The sequence below is a fragment of the Terricaulis silvestris genome (genome assembly GCF_009792355.1).
Classification (GTDB): Bacteria; Pseudomonadota; Alphaproteobacteria; order Caulobacterales; family Aquidulcibacteraceae; genus Vitreimonas; species Vitreimonas silvestris.
Genome location: NZ_CP047045.1, coordinates 2,227,527 through 2,246,298, shown reverse-complemented (window position 1 = coordinate 2,246,298; position 18,772 = coordinate 2,227,527). Strand labels below are relative to the sequence as shown.

22 protein-coding genes are annotated in these 18,772 nt (G+C 64.6%); 13 read left to right on the top strand and 9 right to left on the bottom strand.

Going from position 1 to position 18,772, the window contains the following annotated elements; translation table 11 throughout:
* The first annotated feature begins 16 nt into the window (after positions 1-16).
* The 3 genes from DSM104635_RS11455 to mltG are packed head-to-tail and all read left to right on the top strand — an operon-like array spanning position 17 to position 2,578.
* Positions 17-253, top strand: coding sequence for an acyl carrier protein (locus DSM104635_RS11455; RefSeq protein WP_135210639.1), 237 nt, complete (start codon positions 17-19; stop codon positions 251-253).
* A gap of 16 nt (positions 254-269) precedes the next feature.
* The gene (gene fabF, locus DSM104635_RS11450; RefSeq protein ID WP_158766328.1) at positions 270-1,550 is read left to right on the top strand and encodes a beta-ketoacyl-ACP synthase II; all 1,281 of its coding nucleotides are present in this window, start codon (positions 270-272) and stop codon (positions 1,548-1,550) included.
* Positions 1,550-2,578: an endolytic transglycosylase MltG gene (gene mltG, locus DSM104635_RS11445; RefSeq protein ID WP_158766327.1), complete on the top strand. Its 1,029-nt coding sequence runs from the start codon at positions 1,550-1,552 to the stop codon at positions 2,576-2,578. Before fabF ends, mltG begins: the two co-directional genes overlap by 1 nt.
* Positions 2,579-2,667: 89 nt before the next feature.
* Here mltG and DSM104635_RS11440 read toward each other — a convergent pair whose 3' ends face one another.
* Positions 2,668-2,970 (bottom strand): hypothetical protein, encoded by a 303-nt coding sequence (locus DSM104635_RS11440; RefSeq protein ID WP_158766326.1) that lies wholly within the window; start codon positions 2,968-2,970, stop codon positions 2,668-2,670.
* Positions 2,971-3,077: 107 nt separating this feature from the next.
* Between DSM104635_RS11440 and DSM104635_RS11435 the strand changes: the two genes are divergently transcribed.
* From DSM104635_RS11435 to DSM104635_RS11425, 3 genes are all read left to right on the top strand, one after another.
* Positions 3,078-3,947: a YicC/YloC family endoribonuclease gene (locus DSM104635_RS11435; protein ID WP_158766325.1), complete on the top strand. Its 870-nt coding sequence runs from the start codon at positions 3,078-3,080 to the stop codon at positions 3,945-3,947.
* Positions 3,937-4,575, top strand: coding sequence for a guanylate kinase (gene gmk / locus DSM104635_RS11430; RefSeq protein ID WP_158766324.1), 639 nt, complete (start codon positions 3,937-3,939; stop codon positions 4,573-4,575). Before DSM104635_RS11435 ends, gmk begins: the two co-directional genes overlap by 11 nt.
* Positions 4,576-4,658: 83 nt before the next feature.
* Positions 4,659-5,339, top strand: coding sequence for a YceI family protein (locus DSM104635_RS11425; protein WP_158766323.1), 681 nt, complete (start codon positions 4,659-4,661; stop codon positions 5,337-5,339).
* On the opposite strand, the gene rsmA is transcribed toward DSM104635_RS11425, so the two are convergent.
* From rsmA to DSM104635_RS11395, 6 genes are all read right to left on the bottom strand, one after another.
* A complete protein-coding gene (gene rsmA, locus DSM104635_RS11420) occupies positions 5,329-6,201 on the bottom strand; it encodes a 16S rRNA (adenine(1518)-N(6)/adenine(1519)-N(6))-dimethyltransferase RsmA (protein ID WP_158766322.1) in 873 nt (290 codons plus the stop codon). The two genes, DSM104635_RS11425 and rsmA, sit on opposite strands and share 11 nt — an antisense overlap.
* The gene (gene pdxA, locus DSM104635_RS11415) at positions 6,198-7,208 is read right to left on the bottom strand and encodes a 4-hydroxythreonine-4-phosphate dehydrogenase PdxA (RefSeq protein WP_158766321.1); all 1,011 of its coding nucleotides are present in this window, start codon (positions 7,206-7,208) and stop codon (positions 6,198-6,200) included. Before pdxA ends, rsmA begins: the two co-directional genes overlap by 4 nt.
* A 4-nt stretch (positions 7,209-7,212) precedes the next feature.
* On the bottom strand, positions 7,213-8,445 hold the full coding sequence (locus tag DSM104635_RS11410) for a peptidylprolyl isomerase (RefSeq protein ID WP_158766320.1): 1,233 nt from the start codon (positions 8,443-8,445) through the stop codon (positions 7,213-7,215).
* A 13-nt stretch (positions 8,446-8,458) separates the two neighbouring features.
* Complete coding sequence (locus tag DSM104635_RS11405; protein WP_158766319.1) at positions 8,459-10,705, bottom strand: LPS-assembly protein LptD; 2,247 nt, start codon at positions 10,703-10,705, stop codon at positions 8,459-8,461.
* A gap of 102 nt (positions 10,706-10,807) precedes the next feature.
* Positions 10,808-11,908, bottom strand: coding sequence for an LPS export ABC transporter permease LptG (lptG, locus tag DSM104635_RS11400; protein WP_228445665.1), 1,101 nt, complete (start codon positions 11,906-11,908; stop codon positions 10,808-10,810).
* Positions 11,909-11,911: 3 nt separating this feature from the next.
* Positions 11,912-13,039 carry an LptF/LptG family permease gene (locus DSM104635_RS11395; protein WP_158766317.1) on the bottom strand — a complete coding sequence of 376 codons (1,128 nt, stop codon included), beginning with the start codon at positions 13,037-13,039 and terminating at the stop codon, positions 11,912-11,914.
* Between the two features lie 140 nt (positions 13,040-13,179).
* Here DSM104635_RS11395 and DSM104635_RS11390 point away from each other — a divergent pair, with 140 nt between their 5' ends.
* From DSM104635_RS11390 to ndk, 7 genes are all read left to right on the top strand, one after another.
* Entirely contained in the window at positions 13,180-14,673 is a 1,494-nt protein-coding gene (locus DSM104635_RS11390) for a leucyl aminopeptidase (protein WP_158766316.1), read from the top strand.
* An 83-nt stretch (positions 14,674-14,756) separates the two neighbouring features.
* Positions 14,757-15,047 carry a hypothetical protein gene (locus DSM104635_RS11385; RefSeq protein ID WP_158766315.1) on the top strand — a complete coding sequence of 97 codons (291 nt, stop codon included), beginning with the start codon at positions 14,757-14,759 and terminating at the stop codon, positions 15,045-15,047.
* Complete coding sequence (locus DSM104635_RS11380; RefSeq protein ID WP_158766314.1) at positions 15,040-15,483, top strand: DNA polymerase III subunit chi; 444 nt, start codon at positions 15,040-15,042, stop codon at positions 15,481-15,483. The genes DSM104635_RS11385 and DSM104635_RS11380 overlap by 8 nt, the downstream gene beginning before the upstream one ends.
* Positions 15,480-15,821: an I78 family peptidase inhibitor gene (locus DSM104635_RS11375; protein ID WP_158766313.1), complete on the top strand. Its 342-nt coding sequence runs from the start codon at positions 15,480-15,482 to the stop codon at positions 15,819-15,821. The genes DSM104635_RS11380 and DSM104635_RS11375 overlap by 4 nt, the downstream gene beginning before the upstream one ends.
* A 10-nt stretch (positions 15,822-15,831) precedes the next feature.
* Entirely contained in the window at positions 15,832-16,161 is a 330-nt protein-coding gene (locus DSM104635_RS11370) for an I78 family peptidase inhibitor (RefSeq protein ID WP_158766312.1), read from the top strand.
* Between the two features lie 12 nt (positions 16,162-16,173).
* Positions 16,174-16,494, top strand: a complete 321-nt coding sequence (locus DSM104635_RS11365; RefSeq protein WP_158766311.1) for an I78 family peptidase inhibitor — start codon at positions 16,174-16,176, stop codon at positions 16,492-16,494.
* A 112-nt stretch (positions 16,495-16,606) separates the two neighbouring features.
* Positions 16,607-17,029, top strand: coding sequence for a nucleoside-diphosphate kinase (ndk, locus tag DSM104635_RS11360; RefSeq protein WP_158766310.1), 423 nt, complete (start codon positions 16,607-16,609; stop codon positions 17,027-17,029).
* A 58-nt stretch (positions 17,030-17,087) separates the two neighbouring features.
* On the opposite strand, the gene DSM104635_RS20015 is transcribed toward ndk, so the two are convergent.
* Both DSM104635_RS20015 and DSM104635_RS11355 read right to left on the bottom strand, forming a co-directional pair.
* Positions 17,088-17,219 (bottom strand): hypothetical protein, encoded by a 132-nt coding sequence (locus DSM104635_RS20015; RefSeq protein WP_267129024.1) that lies wholly within the window; start codon positions 17,217-17,219, stop codon positions 17,088-17,090.
* A 56-nt stretch (positions 17,220-17,275) separates the two neighbouring features.
* Complete coding sequence (locus DSM104635_RS11355; RefSeq protein ID WP_158766309.1) at positions 17,276-18,085, bottom strand: methyltransferase domain-containing protein; 810 nt, start codon at positions 18,083-18,085, stop codon at positions 17,276-17,278.
* Between the last annotated feature and the right edge of the window lie 687 nt (positions 18,086-18,772).

The window sequence follows — 18,772 nt, the reverse complement described above, 5'->3', positions numbered from 1 at the left end:
ACTTGGCGAGGCGTGCATGTCGGAAGTTTTTGAGCGCGTAAAGGCGATCGTGATCAAGCACCTCGAAGCCCCGCCGGAGAAGGTGGTCGAGAAGGCCTCGTTCATCGACGATCTGGGCGCTGACAGCTTGGACAACGTCGAACTCGTCATGGCGTTCGAAGAAGAGTTCGGCATCGAGATTCCGGACGACGCGGCTGAGCACATTCAGACCGTCGGCGACGCTGTGAAGTTCATCTCGGAGAAACAGGGCTAACGCCCTGACCGCGCTGATGCGGCGCGTCGTCATCACAGGCATTGGGCTGGTCACACCGCTCGCGGGCAATCGCGACGCGACGTGGGAACGGCTGCTCGCGGGCAAATCCGGCGCGAACAGAATCGAACACATCAAGGTGGACGATCTGACGTGCAGGATCGCTTGCATCGTACCGCGCGCCGATGGCCGCGGCGGCGGCGCTGGTGATCCGCATGCGTTCGATCCCGACAAGACCATGTCAGGCAAAGAACAGCGCCGCGTCGATGACTTCATCCTGTTCGGCATGGCGGCCGCTGACGAAGCAATGGCGGATTCGGGCTTCAAGGCGGAGACGCACGAACAGCAAGTACGCTCCGGCGTCTTGATCGGCTCCGGTATCGGCGGACTCAACACCATCGAAGCCAACGCGCTTCTGTTGGAGCGCGAAGGGCCGCGCAAGATTAGCCCCTTCTTTATCCCAAGCGCGCTGATCAACCTGGTCTCCGGCCAAGTCTCGATCCGTTACGGCTTGAAGGGCCCGAACCACGCTGTCGTCACCGCTTGCGCAACGGGCGCGCACGCTTTGGGCGATGCCGCGCGGCTGATCGTGCGCGGCGATGCCGACTTGATGGTCGCTGGCGGTGCTGAAGCGGCGATCTGCCGGCTCGGCATGGCCGGTTTTTGCGCGTCGCGGGCGATGTCGACCAGCTTCAACGACACGCCGGAAAAAGCCTCGCGTCCGTACGACAAGGACCGCGACGGTTTCGTCATGGGCGAAGGCGCGGGCTGTGTCGTGCTGGAAGAGTACGAGCACGCCAAGGCGCGCGGCGCGAAGATCTACGCTGAAGTGAAAGGTTACGGCCTCTCCGGCGACGCTTATCACATCACCGCGCCGTCCGAGGATGGCGACGGCGGCTTCCGCGCCATGACCGCGTGTCTCAACGACGCCGGCATGACGCCGGGCGACATCGACTACGTCAACGCGCACGGCACCTCGACACCGCTTGGCGACGAGATTGAGCTCAAGGCGATCGAGCGTCTGTTCGGCAATACGGCGTCGAACCTTTCACTCTCGTCCACGAAATCCGCGATCGGCCACCTGCTCGGCGCCGCGGGCGCTGTGGAAGCCATTTTCTGCGCGCTCGCGATCCGCGACGGCATCATACCGCCGACGCTGAATCTGGACAATCCGTCCGTCGAAACCGCCATAGATTTGACGCCTCACAAAGCCAAGAAACGGCCTGTGAAGGCGGCAATGTCGAACTCGTTCGGATTTGGCGGCACCAACGCCGCCGTGATCCTAACCGCGGTGGATTGATGGGACGGTTTCTGTTCTGGCTGCTTGTGTTCGGCGGCGCAGCGGCCGTGTTTGCATTCTTCTTTTTCACCAGCGCCATCGGTCGCCCCGGTCCGATCGCTGAGCCGCGCGCCTTCACCGTCGAACAAGGCTCGACCGGCGCCTCGATCGCCACGGCTTTGCGAGAAGAAGGCTTCATCACCGATCCCTTCCTCTTCCGAGTCGCCAATCGCCTTTACGCGAGCGGCGCCGTGCTTCAGGCCGGCGAGTACGAAATTCCCGCGCACGCTTCGGTGAAAGACATCGTGGAGCTGATGGCGAACGGCGATGCGCTGCAGCACGCGCTCACCTTTCCCGAGGGCATCACCATTAGCGCCGCGATGAAGATCATCGAAGAGAGCGAAGTCTTGACCGGCGACATGCCGGAGACGCCGCCGGAAGGCTCGATCCTGCCCGACACCTACCACGTCCAGCGCGGCATGACGCGCGCCGCGTTGCTGCAGCAGATGCGCGATGCACACGATCGTGCTCTGGCGGAAATCTGGGCCAGCCGTCAGCCGAACCTGCCGCTGGCGACGCCCGAGGATCTCGTGAACCTCGCCGCCATTGTCGAGCGCGAAACCGGCGTCGCTTCCGAGCGCCCGCTCGTCGCCGCCGTCTTCATCAACCGCTTGCGCCGTCCGATGCGGCTCGAAACCGATCCGACCATCATCTACGGCGTCTGCCTGCGCTATCCCGCCCGCTGCAACGACGGCCGTTTGGTCGATGCGCAAGGCCATCGCCGCACCATCCGCGCCAGCGAGATCGCGCTCGACACCGGCTACAACACCTATCGCATCGACGGCCTGCCGCCGACGCCCATCGCCAATCCTGGTCGAGCGGCGCTCGAGGCCACGGCGAACCCGGCGCAATCCAACGCGATCTTCTTCGTCGCCGACGGCACCGGGGGCCACGTCTTCGCCAGCACCATCGCCGAGCACAACGCCAACGTCGCCCGTTGGCGCGCGATCGAGGCCGAGCGTCTCGCCGCCGAACGCGCGGGCCGCTAACCACACAGCAGACAAAACTGCGTCCCCTCTTGTGAAGGGGACGCTAGGTACGGGCGGAACGGCGTGATGCCGTTCCGGGGGCTGGCTGGTTAGAAGAAGGCAGTAAGCGCATCGTGGAAGAAGCCGGCGAACAGCGCGCCAGCGAAGAGCCCGGCAAAGGCGCCGGAAATCGCGCCCGCGAGGCGGGCATTGCGCCAATGAACGTTGCGTAGGCCGAGCAGGGCGCCGACGGCGCCGCCGACCAGGGCCTCAAGGCCACCTTGGAAGAAGAAAACTCCAGCGATGCCGAACGCAGCAAAGAGGAGCGCCATATCCAGCGCTACGCTGCGTTCACGAACGCGGGCAATGGGCGCAATTCTAGGCCGATTGCCGTCCAGTGTAGGCGCGAGCATGGCTGCCTCCGCGTGCCGAAACCGCGCCGCTTGTCGGTGATTCGCGCAAAGCCCCCGTGACACTTGGCGCACAAATACGCGACAATGCCCCAATGACGATTTCAGGCATGACCGGATTCGCGCGCGCCGAAGGCGAGCACGCTGGCCAGCGCTGGATCTGGGAACTGCGCAGCGTCAACGGCCGGGGCCTCGACTTGAAGCTTCGGTTGCCGCCCGGCTTCGATGCGCTCGAGCCGCAAGCGCGCGCCGCGGCGAATGGCAAGTTCAAGCGCGGTTCGGTGCAGGCGTCGCTCAATCTCGCCCGCGATCCGACCGCGGCGCCGCCGATCAAGATCGATCTCGCACTGGTGGAGCGCTTGCTTGCGGCAGGTGAGAGCTTTGAGGGCCGCGTGAAGAAGCCGAGTTGGGACGGCCTGCTCGCCATACGCGGCGTCGTGCAAAGCGAAGACTCGGTCGAACTCAGCGAAGCGGAGCGCGCCGCGTTCGAAGCCGCGCTGATGGCGGGCTTCACTATAGCGCTGGATGGACTCGCTGCCGCTCGTCAAACCGAGGGCCGCGCGCTCGCGGCAATATTTTCAGAAGCGGCCGACCGCATGGATGCGTTGATCGCCGCGGCGCGTTCCTCCGCCAGTGCGGCGCCCGCCGCCGCCGTGGAGCGCATCCGCCAACGCTTGGAGACGCTCGCGCCCGAACTCAAGATCGATCCAACGCGCCTGGCGCAGGAAGCAGCCATCGCCGCCACGCGAGCGGATGTGCAGGAAGAACTGGAACGCCTCGCCGCGCATGCGCTCGAATTACGCATGTTAATCTCGAAGCCAGAGGCCGCTGGCCGGCGTCTCGAGTTCCTAAGCCAAGAACTGACGCGCGAAGCCAATACGTTGTGCTCGAAGTCCGCCGATCTCGAACTGACTCGGATCGGCCTCGATCTCAAAACCGTGGTCGATCAGATCAAGGAGCAGGCCGCCAATGTTGAATGAGCATGTCGCGCGGCGCGGCCTCATGTTCGTGCTGTCGAGCCCCTCCGGCGCCGGCAAGTCCACGCTGGCCCGGAAGCTGTTGGAGGAAGATTCCAACATGTCGCTCTCGGTCTCGGCGACAACGCGTCCGCCTCGCCCGAGCGAGGTCGACGGCCGCGAGTACAAGTTTATGCAGCGCGAGGCGTTCGAAGAAATGGCCGATCGCGGCGAGTTTCTCGAACATGCGCTCGTCTTCGGCAATCATTACGGCACGCCGCGCGCGCCCGTCGAAGCTATGTTGATCCAGGGCAAAGACGTCCTGTTCGATGTCGATTGGCAGGGCGCCCGCGCGCTCCGCGCCGCCGAACCGCAGGACGTCGTCGGCATTTTCATCCTGCCGCCGTCGATGTCCGAACTCGAGCGCCGGCTCCATGCTCGCGCTGAAGACAGCGAAGAGGTCATAGCCCGGCGCATGGCGCGCTCGCTCGACGAGATCAGCCACTGGGAAGAGTACGATTACGTGCTCGTCAACACGCTGCTCGAACAGACGCTTGGCCAGATCAAACAAATCCTTGCCGCCGAACGGCTAAAGCGTCTCCGCCAGATGTGGCTGCGGCTGCATGTAGAGCGGCTGAAGCAGGGTATTTGAGTTTTCCTCGTCAATAACGTGTCAGGTGGTTGTCGGGACGAGCGGGTCTCCCACGTCCTTGGGACGAGTTTGAGGAGACACCCATGTATCGCTTCGCCCCGTCCCTGCTAGCGCTCGCCCTCATCGCCTGCGGCGCGCCGACCCAACCCGCGCCCGAGCCGGCGCCCGCCGAAACTGCTGTCGCACATACGGCGCCGGCCGGCGCTTACACGCTGGACAAGCCGCACGCGAGCTTGGTCATCCGCGTCAATCACATCGGCTATTCCAATTTCACCGCGCGCTTCGTGAATTGGGACGCGTCGCTCAATCTCGATCCGGCGGCGCCTGCGAATTCGTCGATCAACGTCACGATTGATCCGCGTTCCATCGCGTCCGACAATGCGCCGACCGGTTTCATCGACATCATGCGCAACGAGTTCCTCCAGGCGCCCGCGCACCCGGAGATCACCTTCCGCTCGACGCGCGTCGAACCCACAGGCCCGAACACCGCGCGCATCACCGGCGATCTAACTCTGCTTGGCGTCACCAAGCCGGTCACGCTCGAAGCGCGATTCAACGGCGGTTACGAAGGCATGCCGGCGCTCGATCCGAACGCGCGTGTCGGTTTCTCGGCGCATGGCGTGTTCAATCGCTCGGAGTTCGGCATGAGCTACGGCCTGCCGCCTGAAGGCAGCAATCTTGGCGTTGGCGATCAGGTCGAGTTGATCATCGAGACCGAGTTCAACGGTCCGGCCTTGGCGGCGCCCACGCCGGCTACGCCCTAGCGCGCCACGCATCGGCCAGGCGGCGAAACCCCGCTTGGTCGATCTCTTCGGCGCGCGCCGTCGGCGGCAAGTCGGCACCGCGGAGTAGCGCTTCCGTTTCCGGCGTCAGCGATCTCAGCGCCGACCGCAGCATTTTCCGCCGTTGCCCGAACGCCGCCGCCGTGACGCGCTCCAGTACGTCGAGATGCGGGTAGGGATCGGCGCGATCGGTCAGGCGCACGATGGCCGACGCAATCTTTGGCGGCGGCGTGAACGCGCGGGCGGGGACGGTGAACTCCAACCGCGCCTCGCATCGCGCCTGCGCCAACACAGCAAGGCGCCCGTAGGCATCGCTCCCAGGCTTCGCCACAATGCGCTGCGCAACCTCCTTCTGGAACATCAGTGTCATGTCCCCGCGCCACGCACCCGCCTTCAGCCATTTCACCAGCAGCGGCGTCCCAACATTGTAGGGCAGGTTGGACACAATATGGACCGCCGGCGCCTCGCCGGCATGCGCCGAAGCCGGCCGGCGAGGCGCCGGCGGTCCATAAAGCAAGGTCGCCTCATCCGCCTCCAGCGCATCGCCATGAATGATGCGCAACCGGCCTTCGCTCCATTCGATCAGCGGCTCGAGCAGGGGAAGAAAGCGCGCATCCTTCTCAATCGCGGTGACGTCGGCGCCGGCTTCCAACAACGCGCGGGTCAGCCCGCCCGGCCCGGGGCCCACTTCGATCACCGGCTTGCCCGCGATATCGCCGGCCGCGCGCGCGATGCGGCGCGTGATGTTGAGATCGAGCAGGAAATGCTGGCCGAGCCCCTTGTTCGCCCACAGCCCGTGCGCTTCGAGTTCTTCGCGTAGCGTCGGCAACTCGTCGGCGTTCATGCGCGGGCGCGGCGCTGCGCCATCTCCCACGCCAGCTTCAGCGCCGCGCGGAAACTGTCGGCGCGCGCCACGCCTTTGCCGGCGATATCGAACCCCGTCCCGTGATCCGGCGACGTGCGCACGATCGGCAAGCCCAGCGTGACGTTCACCGCATCCCAGAAATGCAGCGTCTTGATCGGGATGAGGCCCTGGTCGTGATAGAGCGCAATCACGGCGTCATAAGTCTTGCGCGCTTCGTCGTGGAACAGCGCATCCGCCGAGCGCGCGTCGGCGACTTGCCAGCCTTCGCCGCGCAGAGATCGCGCCGCCGGGTCGATTACCTCAATCTCTTCGCGGCCGATGTTGCCTTCCTCACCCGCATGCGGATTGAGTCCGCAGAGTGCAATGCGCGGCGCTTCGATGCCGAAATCGCGCCGCAGCGCTTCGCCCACGATGCGGCCCACATGCGCGATGCGCTCCCTGGTCAATTGCTTGGAGACCAGCGCCAGCGGGGTGTGAATAGTGGCCAGCGCCACTTTGAGCGATGGCCCCGCCAACATCATCACCGGGCCGCGCGCCTGTTGCCACGGCATGTCTTGCGTCAGGTGATCGAGAAATTCCGTGTGCCCTGGAAAGCCGAAATCGGCGGTGTGCAGCACTGCCTTCGCAATCGGAAGCGTCACCAGCGCCGACGCCGCCCCAGCGCGCACCGCCGCCACGCCCTTCTCGATCGCCGCGATCGTGGCGTCGGCGTTGACCGGATCCGGTGCGCCTGGCGTCTCTTCCATCGCGAGCGGAACGGAGAGGATCGAAAGCTGTTCGCCATCGACCGCAATCTTGTCAGCGCTGTCGACAACATTGAGCGCGGGCGTTGCCAAGCCTAGCCGCGTGCTCGCGCGTTCGAGTGCATCCGCGTCGCCAACAAAGAAGAACGGCGGCGTGTCTCCGTCCCGTTCGGCCCAGACGCGCGCCGCCAGTTCGAGGCCGATCCCGGCGGGATCGCCCATCGAAACGGCGAGCGGCTTCATGACGTCATTGGCGCGTGATGATCGTGGCTTCGCGCCGCAGGTTGCGCAGATAGCGTTCTGACAGGAGCGCCAGCTCCTGCTCGCGCAACCGGCTCTCGATTTCCTCGCGCGCCGGCACGGCGCCGCCGCCAGTCTGACGCCCGCACACAAAGATCGTGTTCGCGGTTTCGCCGTCGACCACGACCGGTGACGCCGAACCGGCTGCCACGCCGTTTACGCGTGCGCGAATGGCGGGAGACAGGTCGGTTTCGCGTGCTTCGCCCAAGTCGACCACAACGCCGCCTTCGATGCCTGCGACTTGTGAGTCCAGATCGCTGCAGCCGCCGCGCCGCTGGAGGCGCTCGACAGCGCTCTGCCTCGCCGTTGGCGCACTAACCTGGCGCAGTGAGATGGTCGAGCTCGCGCCCGGATCGGCGCCCGCGCGGCGATCGCGCATTGCGATGATGTAAACACCTGTCGGTGTCCGCACTGGCAGCGAGACTTGACCCGTCTCCAGGCGATCCGCGATCGGTTGCAGTTCGGGCGCGAGATCGGTCGAGGCAATCCAGCCGACGTCGCCGCCCGCGACAGCGGAGGGCGCGCGCGAAAACTGGCGCGCGACCGCGGGGAACGGCGCACCGCGCTGCATTTCCTGCAACAGCCGGAGCGCGCCTTGCTCCATTTCGTTGAACTCTGCATCGGACTCGGCCGGCAGGAAGATCTCCGAAATCTGATACTGCGGCCGCGTAGCGTTGGCGGCGATGCGTTCCTGCGTCTCACGGACTTCGACGTCGGAAACACGAACGCGCGTACCATAGAGGCCCGCGATCAATCGGTTCCAGGCGATGTCAGCTTCGATCTGCGTGCGCAGCGTCGTTGGGGAAATGCCGGCTTGCGCCAGTTGCTGGGTGAAGCCTGCGAGATCGGTGTTGTTCGAGCGCGCGATGTCGTTCAGGCGCGAGTCGATCTCTTGCGGCGTAACAGCGATCTCGTACGTCGCCGTTTCCAGGATCTGCAGCCGCTCATCGATCAGATCGCGCAGCGCTTGGGCGCGCGCACGTTGCTGCATTTCCGGTGTCGACTGCAGGCCCGCCGACGTGATCAACAGATTGGCGCGTTGGCGCACGTCGAACGTCGAGATGACGTGGTCGTTCACGACCGCCGCGACCCCTTCGGCCATCTGCGCCGAAGCCGGCGAGGCGCCGCCGGCCAGCGCGGAGGCCACGGCCGCCGCTGCGAAAACTTGCTTCCAATTCATCACTTGCTCCGCCTCAGCTCCCGCCGAACACCCCTAGCGAGCGCAGCCCGATCCGGATTTGTAGCCCCTCATCCGGACCGATCGTGCCCCGCTGCGTTTCCGAGCGGGTGTAGGCGATCTCGAGGAAAGTACAGTCATCCTCGTAAATCGCGCGGATGTCCTGGCGCAGATTTATGTCTGAATCTAGGTCACGGGTCAGACCGAACTGCGCCCGCCAGCCGCGTGCCAGTTCAACGCCCACATTGGCCGACAATTCCTCATTGGGGTCGCCTGGCGGGGTCAAAGACTCGTCCACGGCGAAATATCGGGTGTTGACGGTGAAGCGCCCCGCTGACGCGCGCACCCCCAAGTCGATGCGCTGGACTTCCAGCGTTTCATTGTCCAACCGGAACCGCGCCTCAGCGCCGAAGCCGCTGCCGAGATCGGCCTGTGCGGCGGCCACCCAATCGGAGGTCTCGCCACCCAGATTGTTTTCTTCGGTGAAACCGTCCGCCTGTTCCTCGCGCCAGCGCCGGCCGAACATGAGCGATGCGCTCTCGCCCGTGCGCGCTCGCGCTGTCGCCCGCAGGCCAGCGCTCACACGTGCGCCGGGTTCCCAGAGGTCGTAGTTGGGCGCCGCGTTGGGACGGAAGAGGTTGGAGTCGTCCAACTCGAACGCGAGGCTGTCTTCGTTGACGATGCGCGGGTCTTCGGCGTTGTCGGTCGCGACCGCCGCCATCACCACCGGCTCGACGATCAGGTCGAAGCGCTCACCTGGGCGCATGAACGGCCAGCTGAGCTCAGCGCCGCCGAGACCTAAGCCGCGCGAAATCGTCTCGAACTCATCGTCGCTGGTTTCGACGTGATAGATATCGCCGCGGCCTTGGGCGAACGGGCTGAACACCATGCCCGGCCCGAAGATCATATCCTTGCGCCACGAGGTGCTGAACGAGAAGCGGCCGTCGCTGCCTTCGAAATCGACGGTCGCGGGATTGTCGTCGCGCAGCAGCACGGCTGTGTTGGATTGGAAGCGAATTTGTCCGCCGATGCCGGGCGGCGTCCATACGTGGTCAGTTTCCGCAAACGGCAGGATCACCGGCAGCAAGTCAGACGTGTCTTCTTCGCGCAGACCCTGGAAGCCGACGAATGACACCGATGTGTAGGAGTGGCGCGTCTGGCCGATGCCATAGAGCTGCGAGATGAGGCGCGTGTCTTGGCCGATGTACGGACCACGGCGCTCGCCAGCGCCTTCGATATCGTAGCGGCGCAGATATTCGTCGTCGTAGGTGCGCTCGACGCCGAAACCCCAATCCCAATGGCGATTGATCTCGAAGCGGCCTTCGGCGAAGGCGCTGTAGCGGAAAATCTCGTCGCCGAAGCGGTTGCCCTCGGTGTCGAACAACTGTTCTTGCGTGAACGTGGTGTCGACTTCGAGTTCGCCCGACCAGAAGCGCTTGCGATACTCGAGGCCCGCCATCGGATTGACGTTGCCGTGGATGCGCAACGACGCTGTCAAATCCTGCGACGGTGAAATCGCCCAAAAATACGGCTGATCGTAGAACGTGCCGAGACGGCGGTTACGGCCGATGTCAGGCGTCAGGAAACCCGACGCGCGGCCAACGGACGGATCCGGGTGTGCGAGATACGGAATGTAAAGCACCGGCACGCCGGCCACTTCCAGCACCGCGCCCTGATACGAAATGGTGCGGCTCTCGCGATCCTGGATCGCGCGCCGCGCACGCAAGCTCCATGTCGGCGGACGGTCGCCGTTCTCGCAGATCGGGCAGCTGGTGTAGATAATGTTGCGAAGTTCGCTCTCACCTTCGCCGTGCCTGAGCGCGGCGCGCGCCGCGAGTGTGCCTGTCTGGCCAAGCCGCGCACGCAACTCACGTGCGGCGCCGACATTCATCGCCTCGTCGGCTTCGACCTCTTCGGCGTAAGTCGTCGAGCCGTCCTCGAGCACGATTTGAACATTGCCGATGGCGTGGATCGAACCGGTGTTGAGATCGTACACCAGCCGGTCGGCGCGCATGGTGCGGCCCTGGTAGCGGATCTGGACGTCGCCCTCGGCGATGATGGTGCGCGCCTGCTGATCGTCGATCAGTTGATCGGCTTCGAGGAGGACCCGATCGGTCTGCTCAGCGGTAGGTGATGGCGCGGGAACCTGTTCCTGCGCGACGGCAGCGGGGGCAACCGTGACCGCCACGGCCGCGGCGAGCGCGGCCCAGCCGAACGGCGCGCGTTCGGCCGAACGATCGGCCATCTCCCCCGAACGGCGCATGCGCATCCCTCTGGCGACTCCCCGGCCTACCTAACCGCCTGCGCCATAAGGCGTCCAGCGCCGGAAGCCGCACGGGGAATCGTTTCCGGCCCCTGTGTCGTCTCAGCCGTCTTCGAGGAAGGCCACCATGGCCAGGGCGATGAACATCCCGGCAAAGGGCGCACTCCATGCCGCCACCACGGCCGGAACGGTCTGGGTCATGGCAAAAGCCCCGGCCAGCTGGCTGTAGAAGAACAAGAAGAGCCCAATTCCGACCCCTGCCGCGCCCCAGCGGGCCAAATTGCCCAAGCGCTGCAACTGCAGCGAGAAAGCGGCCCCAAGCCCGGCCATTGTCGCCAGCAGCAACGGGTAGGCCAGCAGGCTCTGCCACTTCAGCTCATAGCGCGTCGGCGCAAAACCGGCCGCGCGAGCCTCGCCGATGAAGCCGGGCAGCGCCCAAAATGAGAGCGACGCTGGGCTGACGAAGCGGTCGATCATTTCGGTGGCGTCCAACGTCGTCGGGATCGCCAGGTGGCTGTGCCGCACCGGCCGGCCCCCCGGTGTTGCTTCCACAAGATTGGTCAGTTGCCAAAAACCAGGCCGCAGCTCAGCGCGCTCGGCCAGAATGCGGCGCTCGAACCTGAGCGCGTTGTCGCGGACGCCGAAGAACATGAAGGTCGCGCCCTGCAGCGTCGATCCGCTGGCGTCGACGGTGTCGGCATGGATGACGACTTGGCCGTCGGGATCGCCCTGGCGAATCCACACGCCGGCATTGGCTTCACCGGCGGGGCGGTCGGAGAGCGCGTCGGATCGCTCCGTCTCGAATGATTGAAACAGGTGCGCGCCAATCGGATTGAGTACCGTGATGGTGAAGAGCCCGAGCACGATGCCTGCCAGCGCCGCCGGCGCCAGGAAACGCCACGCCGAAACGCCGGCCGCACGCATGGCGACGAGTTCGCTCGAACGGTTTAGGCCGACAATCGCCATCATCGAGCCCGCGAGCACAACGAACGGCAGCGTCTGCTCGATCAGCATCGGCGTCTTGAGCAACGTCAGACGGAGTGCTTCCCAAAGCGAAAGCTCGGAGCGCGTGCCCACGGTGCGCATCTGCTCGACGAGATCGATCAGCAGGATCGACGCCAGCACCGCGATCAGGGCGATGACGATGCCCCACACCACGCGCGAGATGACATAGCGACCAAGACGGGAGAACATGAACCCCATGGCTCAGGCCTCCTGCAAAAGGGATGGGCCAAGCGAATGGCGCCTTTTGCGCGCCCCGCGCCCGCCTAGCATCGATCCGCACGCCAGTATGACGACCAGCGGCAGCACGTATTGAAGCACGTTCATGCGCACATCTTCTTCCGCGGTCGCTTGCAGCGTCAACGATGCGAGGCGGATCACCAGGGCAATCACCGCGCCAATCCCGATCCGCCGCGCGTAACCGCCACGGTTAAATTGCCCGCCCAGCACGGTGACAAGCGCAATCATGGCCAGCGCAATGCTCAACAACGGCGACGAAAGCCGCGCGTGCGCTTCGGCCTGGAAGCGCACGATGTTGCCTTGATCGTAGTGCGCCGTGAGATCCGGCATCAGCAGCTCGTAGAGCGTGCGGTCGGAAGCCTTCAGATAGAAAATCGCTGGCTCATCGAAATTGCCGGAATCGAGCGGCAGCACGTAGCGGTCGAAATCGAGCACATCGACAGTGCCGTCTTCGGTCTGCCGCTGAATTTGTCCATCGCGCATCACCATGGCCGGCCGGCCTTCGATCGTGGCGATGGCGCCGGCGCGCGCGGTGTAGGTGATCGGATAATCGGGCCGGGCGTCATTGATGAGCAGATCGCGCAACTCGCCGCCGCCGCCGCGCTCGCGCGCATAGAGCGTGAGCTGGTCGCTCGGAAACGTGAAGGCGCCTTCCTCGATCAGGCTCGCCGCAACGTCCGTGCGCAGCGCGTAGAACGTCTCGCGTCGTTCCTTGAACGCCCACGGTTGCACCACGACATTGATGGCCAAATGCGCCAGCGCCGCCAGCACGGCGAGCTGAATGATTGGCCGAGCGATGCGCTGACGCGAAATGCCGGCGCCGTAGAGCACCGCGACTTCGCTTTCCGACTGCATCCGGTTCAGCGCGTAGGCGACCGCGATGAACACGGCCATCGGCAGGATAAGGGAGAGCAGTTGCGGTAGCGCCAGCAGCGTCACCCAGGCGAAGGCGAACCCGGCGCGCCGGTTGGTGATGATGATGTCGAGCTGGTTCAGGCCTTGGGTCAGGATAGCGATCGCCGCCAGCCCGCCCAGGATCGCCAGGAGCGGGCCCAGCGCCTGCCGGAACACGTAGGTCGAGATGGTGTTCATCGCGTTCCTTGGCCGCCCCGGCGGCGCCGCGCGCCTTCCCTAACCGTCGCGGTCAGCTTTTCAATTGCTTCGGGCATGGCTACCACTCGCTTGACCGAGGTTGAAGCGGGCGATCCCGCGAATGTGCCCCAAGGGAAATCATGGACATCCGATTTGTGACCGCCGGCGGCGGCGACGTTGTGGCAGTCATGGCCAGTGAAGGCGGCGAATTGCTGGACGCCGGCAAGGCGCTCGACTCCGCGTCTGGCGGGCGCATCGCCAAGGCGACCAAGGCCGTCAACTTCAAAGGCGGGCCAGGGCAGGTCGTCGATGTATTGGCGCCGGATGGCGTCGATTTCGCCCGCGTGTTGGTGATCGGCGTCGGCAAGGCTGACGCTGCAGACGGCATGGCGGTGGAACGCTGGGCCGGCCACGCCGTGAAGCGCACGCTGACGTCTGGCGCTGAGAAGCTGGTGCTGCAGCCGGACGCGCTGCCGAGCGTGTCCAAGGCCGAAGCCGGTTCGCACGCCGCGATGGGCGCGCGCCTCGCCTCATACCGCTTCGACACCTACCGCACCAAGTTGAAGCCGGAGCAGCAACCGACGCTGACCACGGTCGAAATCTCGATCGACGGCCCCGCCGCAGCGCGTGCACGCGCTGAGAAGGATGAGGCCATCGTCGAGGGCGTATTCTTTGCGCGCGATCTCGTCAGCGAACCGCCGAATGTTCTCTATCCCGAGAGTTTCGCTGAGCGGCTACGCGATCTCGAAACCATTGGCATTGAAGTGAACGTGCTCGATCACACCGCGATGGAGCGGCTCGGCATGGGCGCGCTGCTCGGCGTCGCGCAAGGCAGCGTGCGTCCGGGCCGTTTAGTGACCATGAGCTGGAAGGGCTCTAGCTCGAAGAAGTCCAAGCCGGTGGCGCTCGTCGGCAAGGGCGTCACGTTCGACACTGGCGGTATCTCGATCAAGCCCGCCGGCGGCATGGACGAAATGAAGGGCGACATGGGCGGCGCCGCAGCTGTTGCCGGTACGATGAAGGCGATCGCGCTGCGCAAGGCGAAGGCGAACGTCGTCGGCGTGGTGGCGCTGGTCGAGAACATGCCCGGCCCCAACGCGCAGCGTCCGGGCGACATCGTCACAACGATGTCGGGCCAGACCATCGAAGTGCTCAACACCGACGCCGAAGGCCGCCTCATCCTCGCCGACGCTGTCTGGTACGCGCAGGACAAGTTCGACCCGAGCGCCGTGATCGATCTCGCTACGCTGACGGGCGCCGTGATCGTTGCGCTTGGCAACGAACACGCCGGCATGTTCTCGAACGACGAAGATTTGGCGCAAGCCATCATCTCCGCCGCGACCGCCGAAGGCGAGCCGGTGTGGCGTCTGCCGCTCGGCGCCGCTTACGACAAGCTGATCGATACGCCGAACGCCGACATGAAGAACATCGCCGGCAAGCCCGTCGCTGGCTCGATCATTGGCGCGCAATTCATCAAGCGCTTCGTCAAAGACGGCACGCCTTGGGCGCACCTCGATATCGCGGGCACAGCGTGGAAGTCGGGGCCGTATGATGATCCGTTGTCGCCTGCTTGGGCCACGGGTTACGGAGTCCGCCTGCTCAATCGCTTGATCGCAAACCGCTACGAAGATTGATGCTGTTTCGATCGCTCATTCTCGCGGGGGCATTGCTCAGCACGACGGGCGCATATGCACTCCCGAGGCAAAGTTTGCAGTGGGTGAACGCGACCATTGCCTCGACATCGGGCGTTTGGCGTGTGGATGCCGGGATTATCGCCACGTGGATACGGTTTGACGTGCGACAAGGAGAGCGTCGTCGCACCGCGTATGCGCTTCAGCTCACGCACGACGAACCAGTGCCGGCGATCGGCGCCGTATGTTCGTTCGACGTGCGCCGCGATCGCATCAGCGCCGGCAGTCTCGCTGACGGGGCCGCCATTCCCGATGCAGAGATCAAAGTAGCCTCGCGCATTGTTTGCGATGGTCAGGACTTCTTGGCGCATGGCTGAACTCTGGTTCTATCATCTGGAGCGCAGCGAGCTTGAGCGGGCGTTGCCGCCGCTGTTGGAGAAGTGCTTGCAGCGTGGCTGGCGTGCGCTGATTCGTGGCGGCGCGCCGGAGCGCCTCGATGCGTTGGACGACACGCTGTGGACGTACCGCGAGGAGAGCTTTCTCCCCCACGCCCGCGAGGGTGATCCCGCGCGGCAGCCGATTTGGCTCACCACCGAAGGCGGCAATCCCAACGGCGCGCAGGTGCTTTTCCTGATCGACGGCGCTGAGGCTGGCGACATCGCGGCGTTTGAACGCGCATGCCTCGTCTTCGACGGTCGCGACCAGGCTGCCTTGGAATCGGCGCGGTTGCGTTGGAAAGCCGCCAAGGAGGCCGGCATCGCGGCCTCATACTGGCGCGAGAGTGCTGCGGGCAAGTGGGAGAAGCAGGCATGAGACTGGCGGGGATGTTGGGTGCGCTGCTTTTGCTTGGCGCCTGCGCCACCGAACGCACGCCGACTTATCGCGAATTGGAGCGGAGCGCTTCCGTCTACGAACGCGGCGGCGTCAGCGGAATTGCGGCGCCCCAAAACGCGGAGGACGCCACTGCGCGCAACACCTGCGGCGCGCGCTCTTTCCGTGATCGGATCGGAACACCGGTCGCGGACATGCAAGTTCCCGCGAGCGTCCGCGTGATCGCTCCGGGAACCGCCGTGACTGATGACTTCCGCTCCAATCGGCTCAATATCATCACCGACGAGCACGGCGTGATCATCGCGCTGCAGTGTTACTAGGAGAGCCCACATGATCCGCGCATCGCTGTTCGCCTTCGCTCTGCTCGCTGCCGCCTGCACGCCGCCTGCCGCCGATACGCCGCCGCCGGCTGAGCCCGCGGCTTTTGAAGCGCCGGTCGGTCCGACCAATGCTGCTGAAGCAACCGCCGCCGACACGTGCGGCGCCGCCGCGCATCAAGCGCTGATCGGCACGCCCGCCAGCGGCATTGATCTCGCCACGCTGCCGCCAGGCACGCGCATCGTGACGCCCGAGACGATGGTCACGCAGGATTTCGTGCCGACGCGGCTTAACATCACCACCGGCACCGACGGCAACGTCGCGTCGCTCAATTGTTATTGAGGAGAGATGCAGATGCGCGCTTTGTTGATAGCAGCCGCGGCGCTGACGTTGGTCGCTTGTGGTCAGACCACCACCGTGACGCCTGAGCCCGAAACGCCGGCGCCCGTCGCCGCTGCGCCGACGACGCGCGAAGAAGCCACCGCGCAGGATACGTGCGGCGCCAGCGGCTATCGCGCGATGATCGGCACAAACGTGGCGGCGATTACGATCCCCACTGGTCTCAACCACCGCATCATCGCGCCGGACACGCCGGTGACGATGGATTTCTCGGCCGAGCGCATCAACTTCCTCACCGACGCGAACGGTCTGATTACCGCGGTTGAGTGCTACTGAAGCAAGCACCCGGCGGCGGCCGAATAGGCCGCCGCCGGGTGCTTCTGACGCACTTGGCGAGTGCAGGTGCGAAGGCTATAGACCCGGCTCCAAATTCAGGAGCCTGGGGCCAATGACCGTCGAACGCACCTTCTCGATCATCAAGCCGGACGCGACCAAGCGCAATCTGACGGGCGCGATCAACGCGGTGATCGAGAAGTCGGGTCTGCGCATCATTGGCCAGAAGCGCGTCCAGCTCTCGGAAGGCCAAGCCGAAGGCTTCTACGCCATTCACAAGGAGCGGCCGTTCTTCCGCGATCTCGTGACCTTCATGATCTCCGGCCCAGTCGTCGTCCAAGTACTCGAAGGCGACAACGCGGTGGCCAAGTATCGCGACGTGATGGGCGCGACCAATCCCGCCAACGCGGCGCCAGGCACGATCCGCAAGGAGTTTGCTGAATCGATCGAAGCGAACTCCGTGCACGGCTCGGACAGCCAAGAGAACGCCGCACGCGAAATCGAGTTCTTCTTCACCGATCAAGAGATCGTTGGCTAGCTAGTCAACCTGAGTCATTCCAGACACGCGGAGCGTGATCTGGAATGACTCTCGTGATCTACTTCTTGCCGCCGCCGCCTTTGCCGCCTGGGCCTGGCTTCGCAGGCGCTGTGCCTTTGCCTGGCGCGGGATTTTTTTGCGTCGTGCCGGTTTGACCGGGCAACGGACCGCCTGGGCGTTTATCTGGCATAAAAAAACTCCTTGGTTGACCGCGTGAGCCTAAGCCCGCCTTCGCGCGTTCGACAACTACTTCCGCGCAATGATCTCAAGCACCAGCGGCGTCACCATCAGCGTGCCGGGCAGTTGCGAGACGCGCGCGAACTCATCGCGCATGTCCTTCGCAGTCTGCGGCGTGATGCGGTCGAGTTCGAGCAGGCGATCGATGTGGATGTCGAAGAAGCCGATCGGCCAGCGCCATACGTTGTCGTTCTTGGATACGACGTCGACGTAGGGCTTCAGGCTTTCAACTTTTAAGCCCATTTCCGTCAGCCACGCTGGCAGGTGTCGCGCTATGTCCGGTTCGCCGCCTGAGGCGCGCCAGTTGGCGGAGACTTCGTCGACGAACTTCTCGAAGTTTGGCGCCGGCGGCGCGAGCTTCCAGGTCTGGTAGTCGATGTATTCGTGGAACACGAGCGTGCCGCCCGGCTTCAGCGCCGCGACCAGCTTCTTCAGTGCGTCTTTCGGGTTGGGCAAAAACGCAAAGATCCAACGGGCCCAGGCGGCGTCGGCGTCCTTCACGGGGATGGCGTCGGTGACGATGTCGATCTCGTGGGCTTTCACTTGGGCAAAGCCGCGCGCTTTGGCTTGGGCTTCGAGCGTATCGAGGAATCGGCGCGAGCGTTCGAGCGCGTGGACTTCGCCGGTCGGACCAACCATTTCGGCTAGGTCCATGGTCGCAAAGCCTGGTCCGGCGCCGAAATCGATCACCTTGCAGCCGTCGCCGATGTGAGCGCGGGCCCAGGCATCGAGCGCGCGAGGGCGCCAAACGCGGTGCTGGTAGCCGAGGCGGTAGATTTCGTCGTCATGGGTGCCAAGGACGTAGTCGCGTTCAGCCATGTGGCGGTCTCCGTGTGCGGAAAATATAGGCGCGCGGAAACGCTGCGTCTCGCCGGAAGCGGACGTTGAGATGGTCGTGCTCCGTGAAAAATGGGAGCCGGGGCGCGCGATCCGCGCTGAGGTAGTCTCTAGGTGCGCCGGTTGTCTCCAACCAACGCTTGCGCGCTTCGCGCGCCCCGTGACGAAATCGTTTTTCCCGGACGGGATGTGGAGTTCTTGGGACTTGGCCAAGCCTCCCCAGCTTGACTTTGCCTTAGCTCCAGGCGCCGTTCCCGGTTCCGCGCGCTTCGGGTCCCGAAAGTCCCGATGGGCCCCGCCGATTAAGCGGGCAAATGTGATCATCGTTCGCTTCGGACTTGCCGTTGCTTGGCGATCATCACCACGCCGATTCCGATCCAACACATTCCAAAGTTTCGGAGCTCTTCGAAATCTCCCGTGTGCGGACGGACGCACTGTAGGGCGGAGTCAATTCGGTCGGATAGATTGGCGCAAATATTTGCAGGTTGGAGCGCGGGGCTTCAGCCCCGCTTGACCGCAAACGCTTGAGCGTGTGGTGAAAATGCGCGGCGGAGCCGCGCGCTCCAACCTGCTAAGGCTGGCGCGAAGTGTGGGATAGAGGGCGCCTCTATCCCCCTAATCGGCGGATATTTGTTCACTTTCGGATTGAGCCTGAAACAAGTTCCACCC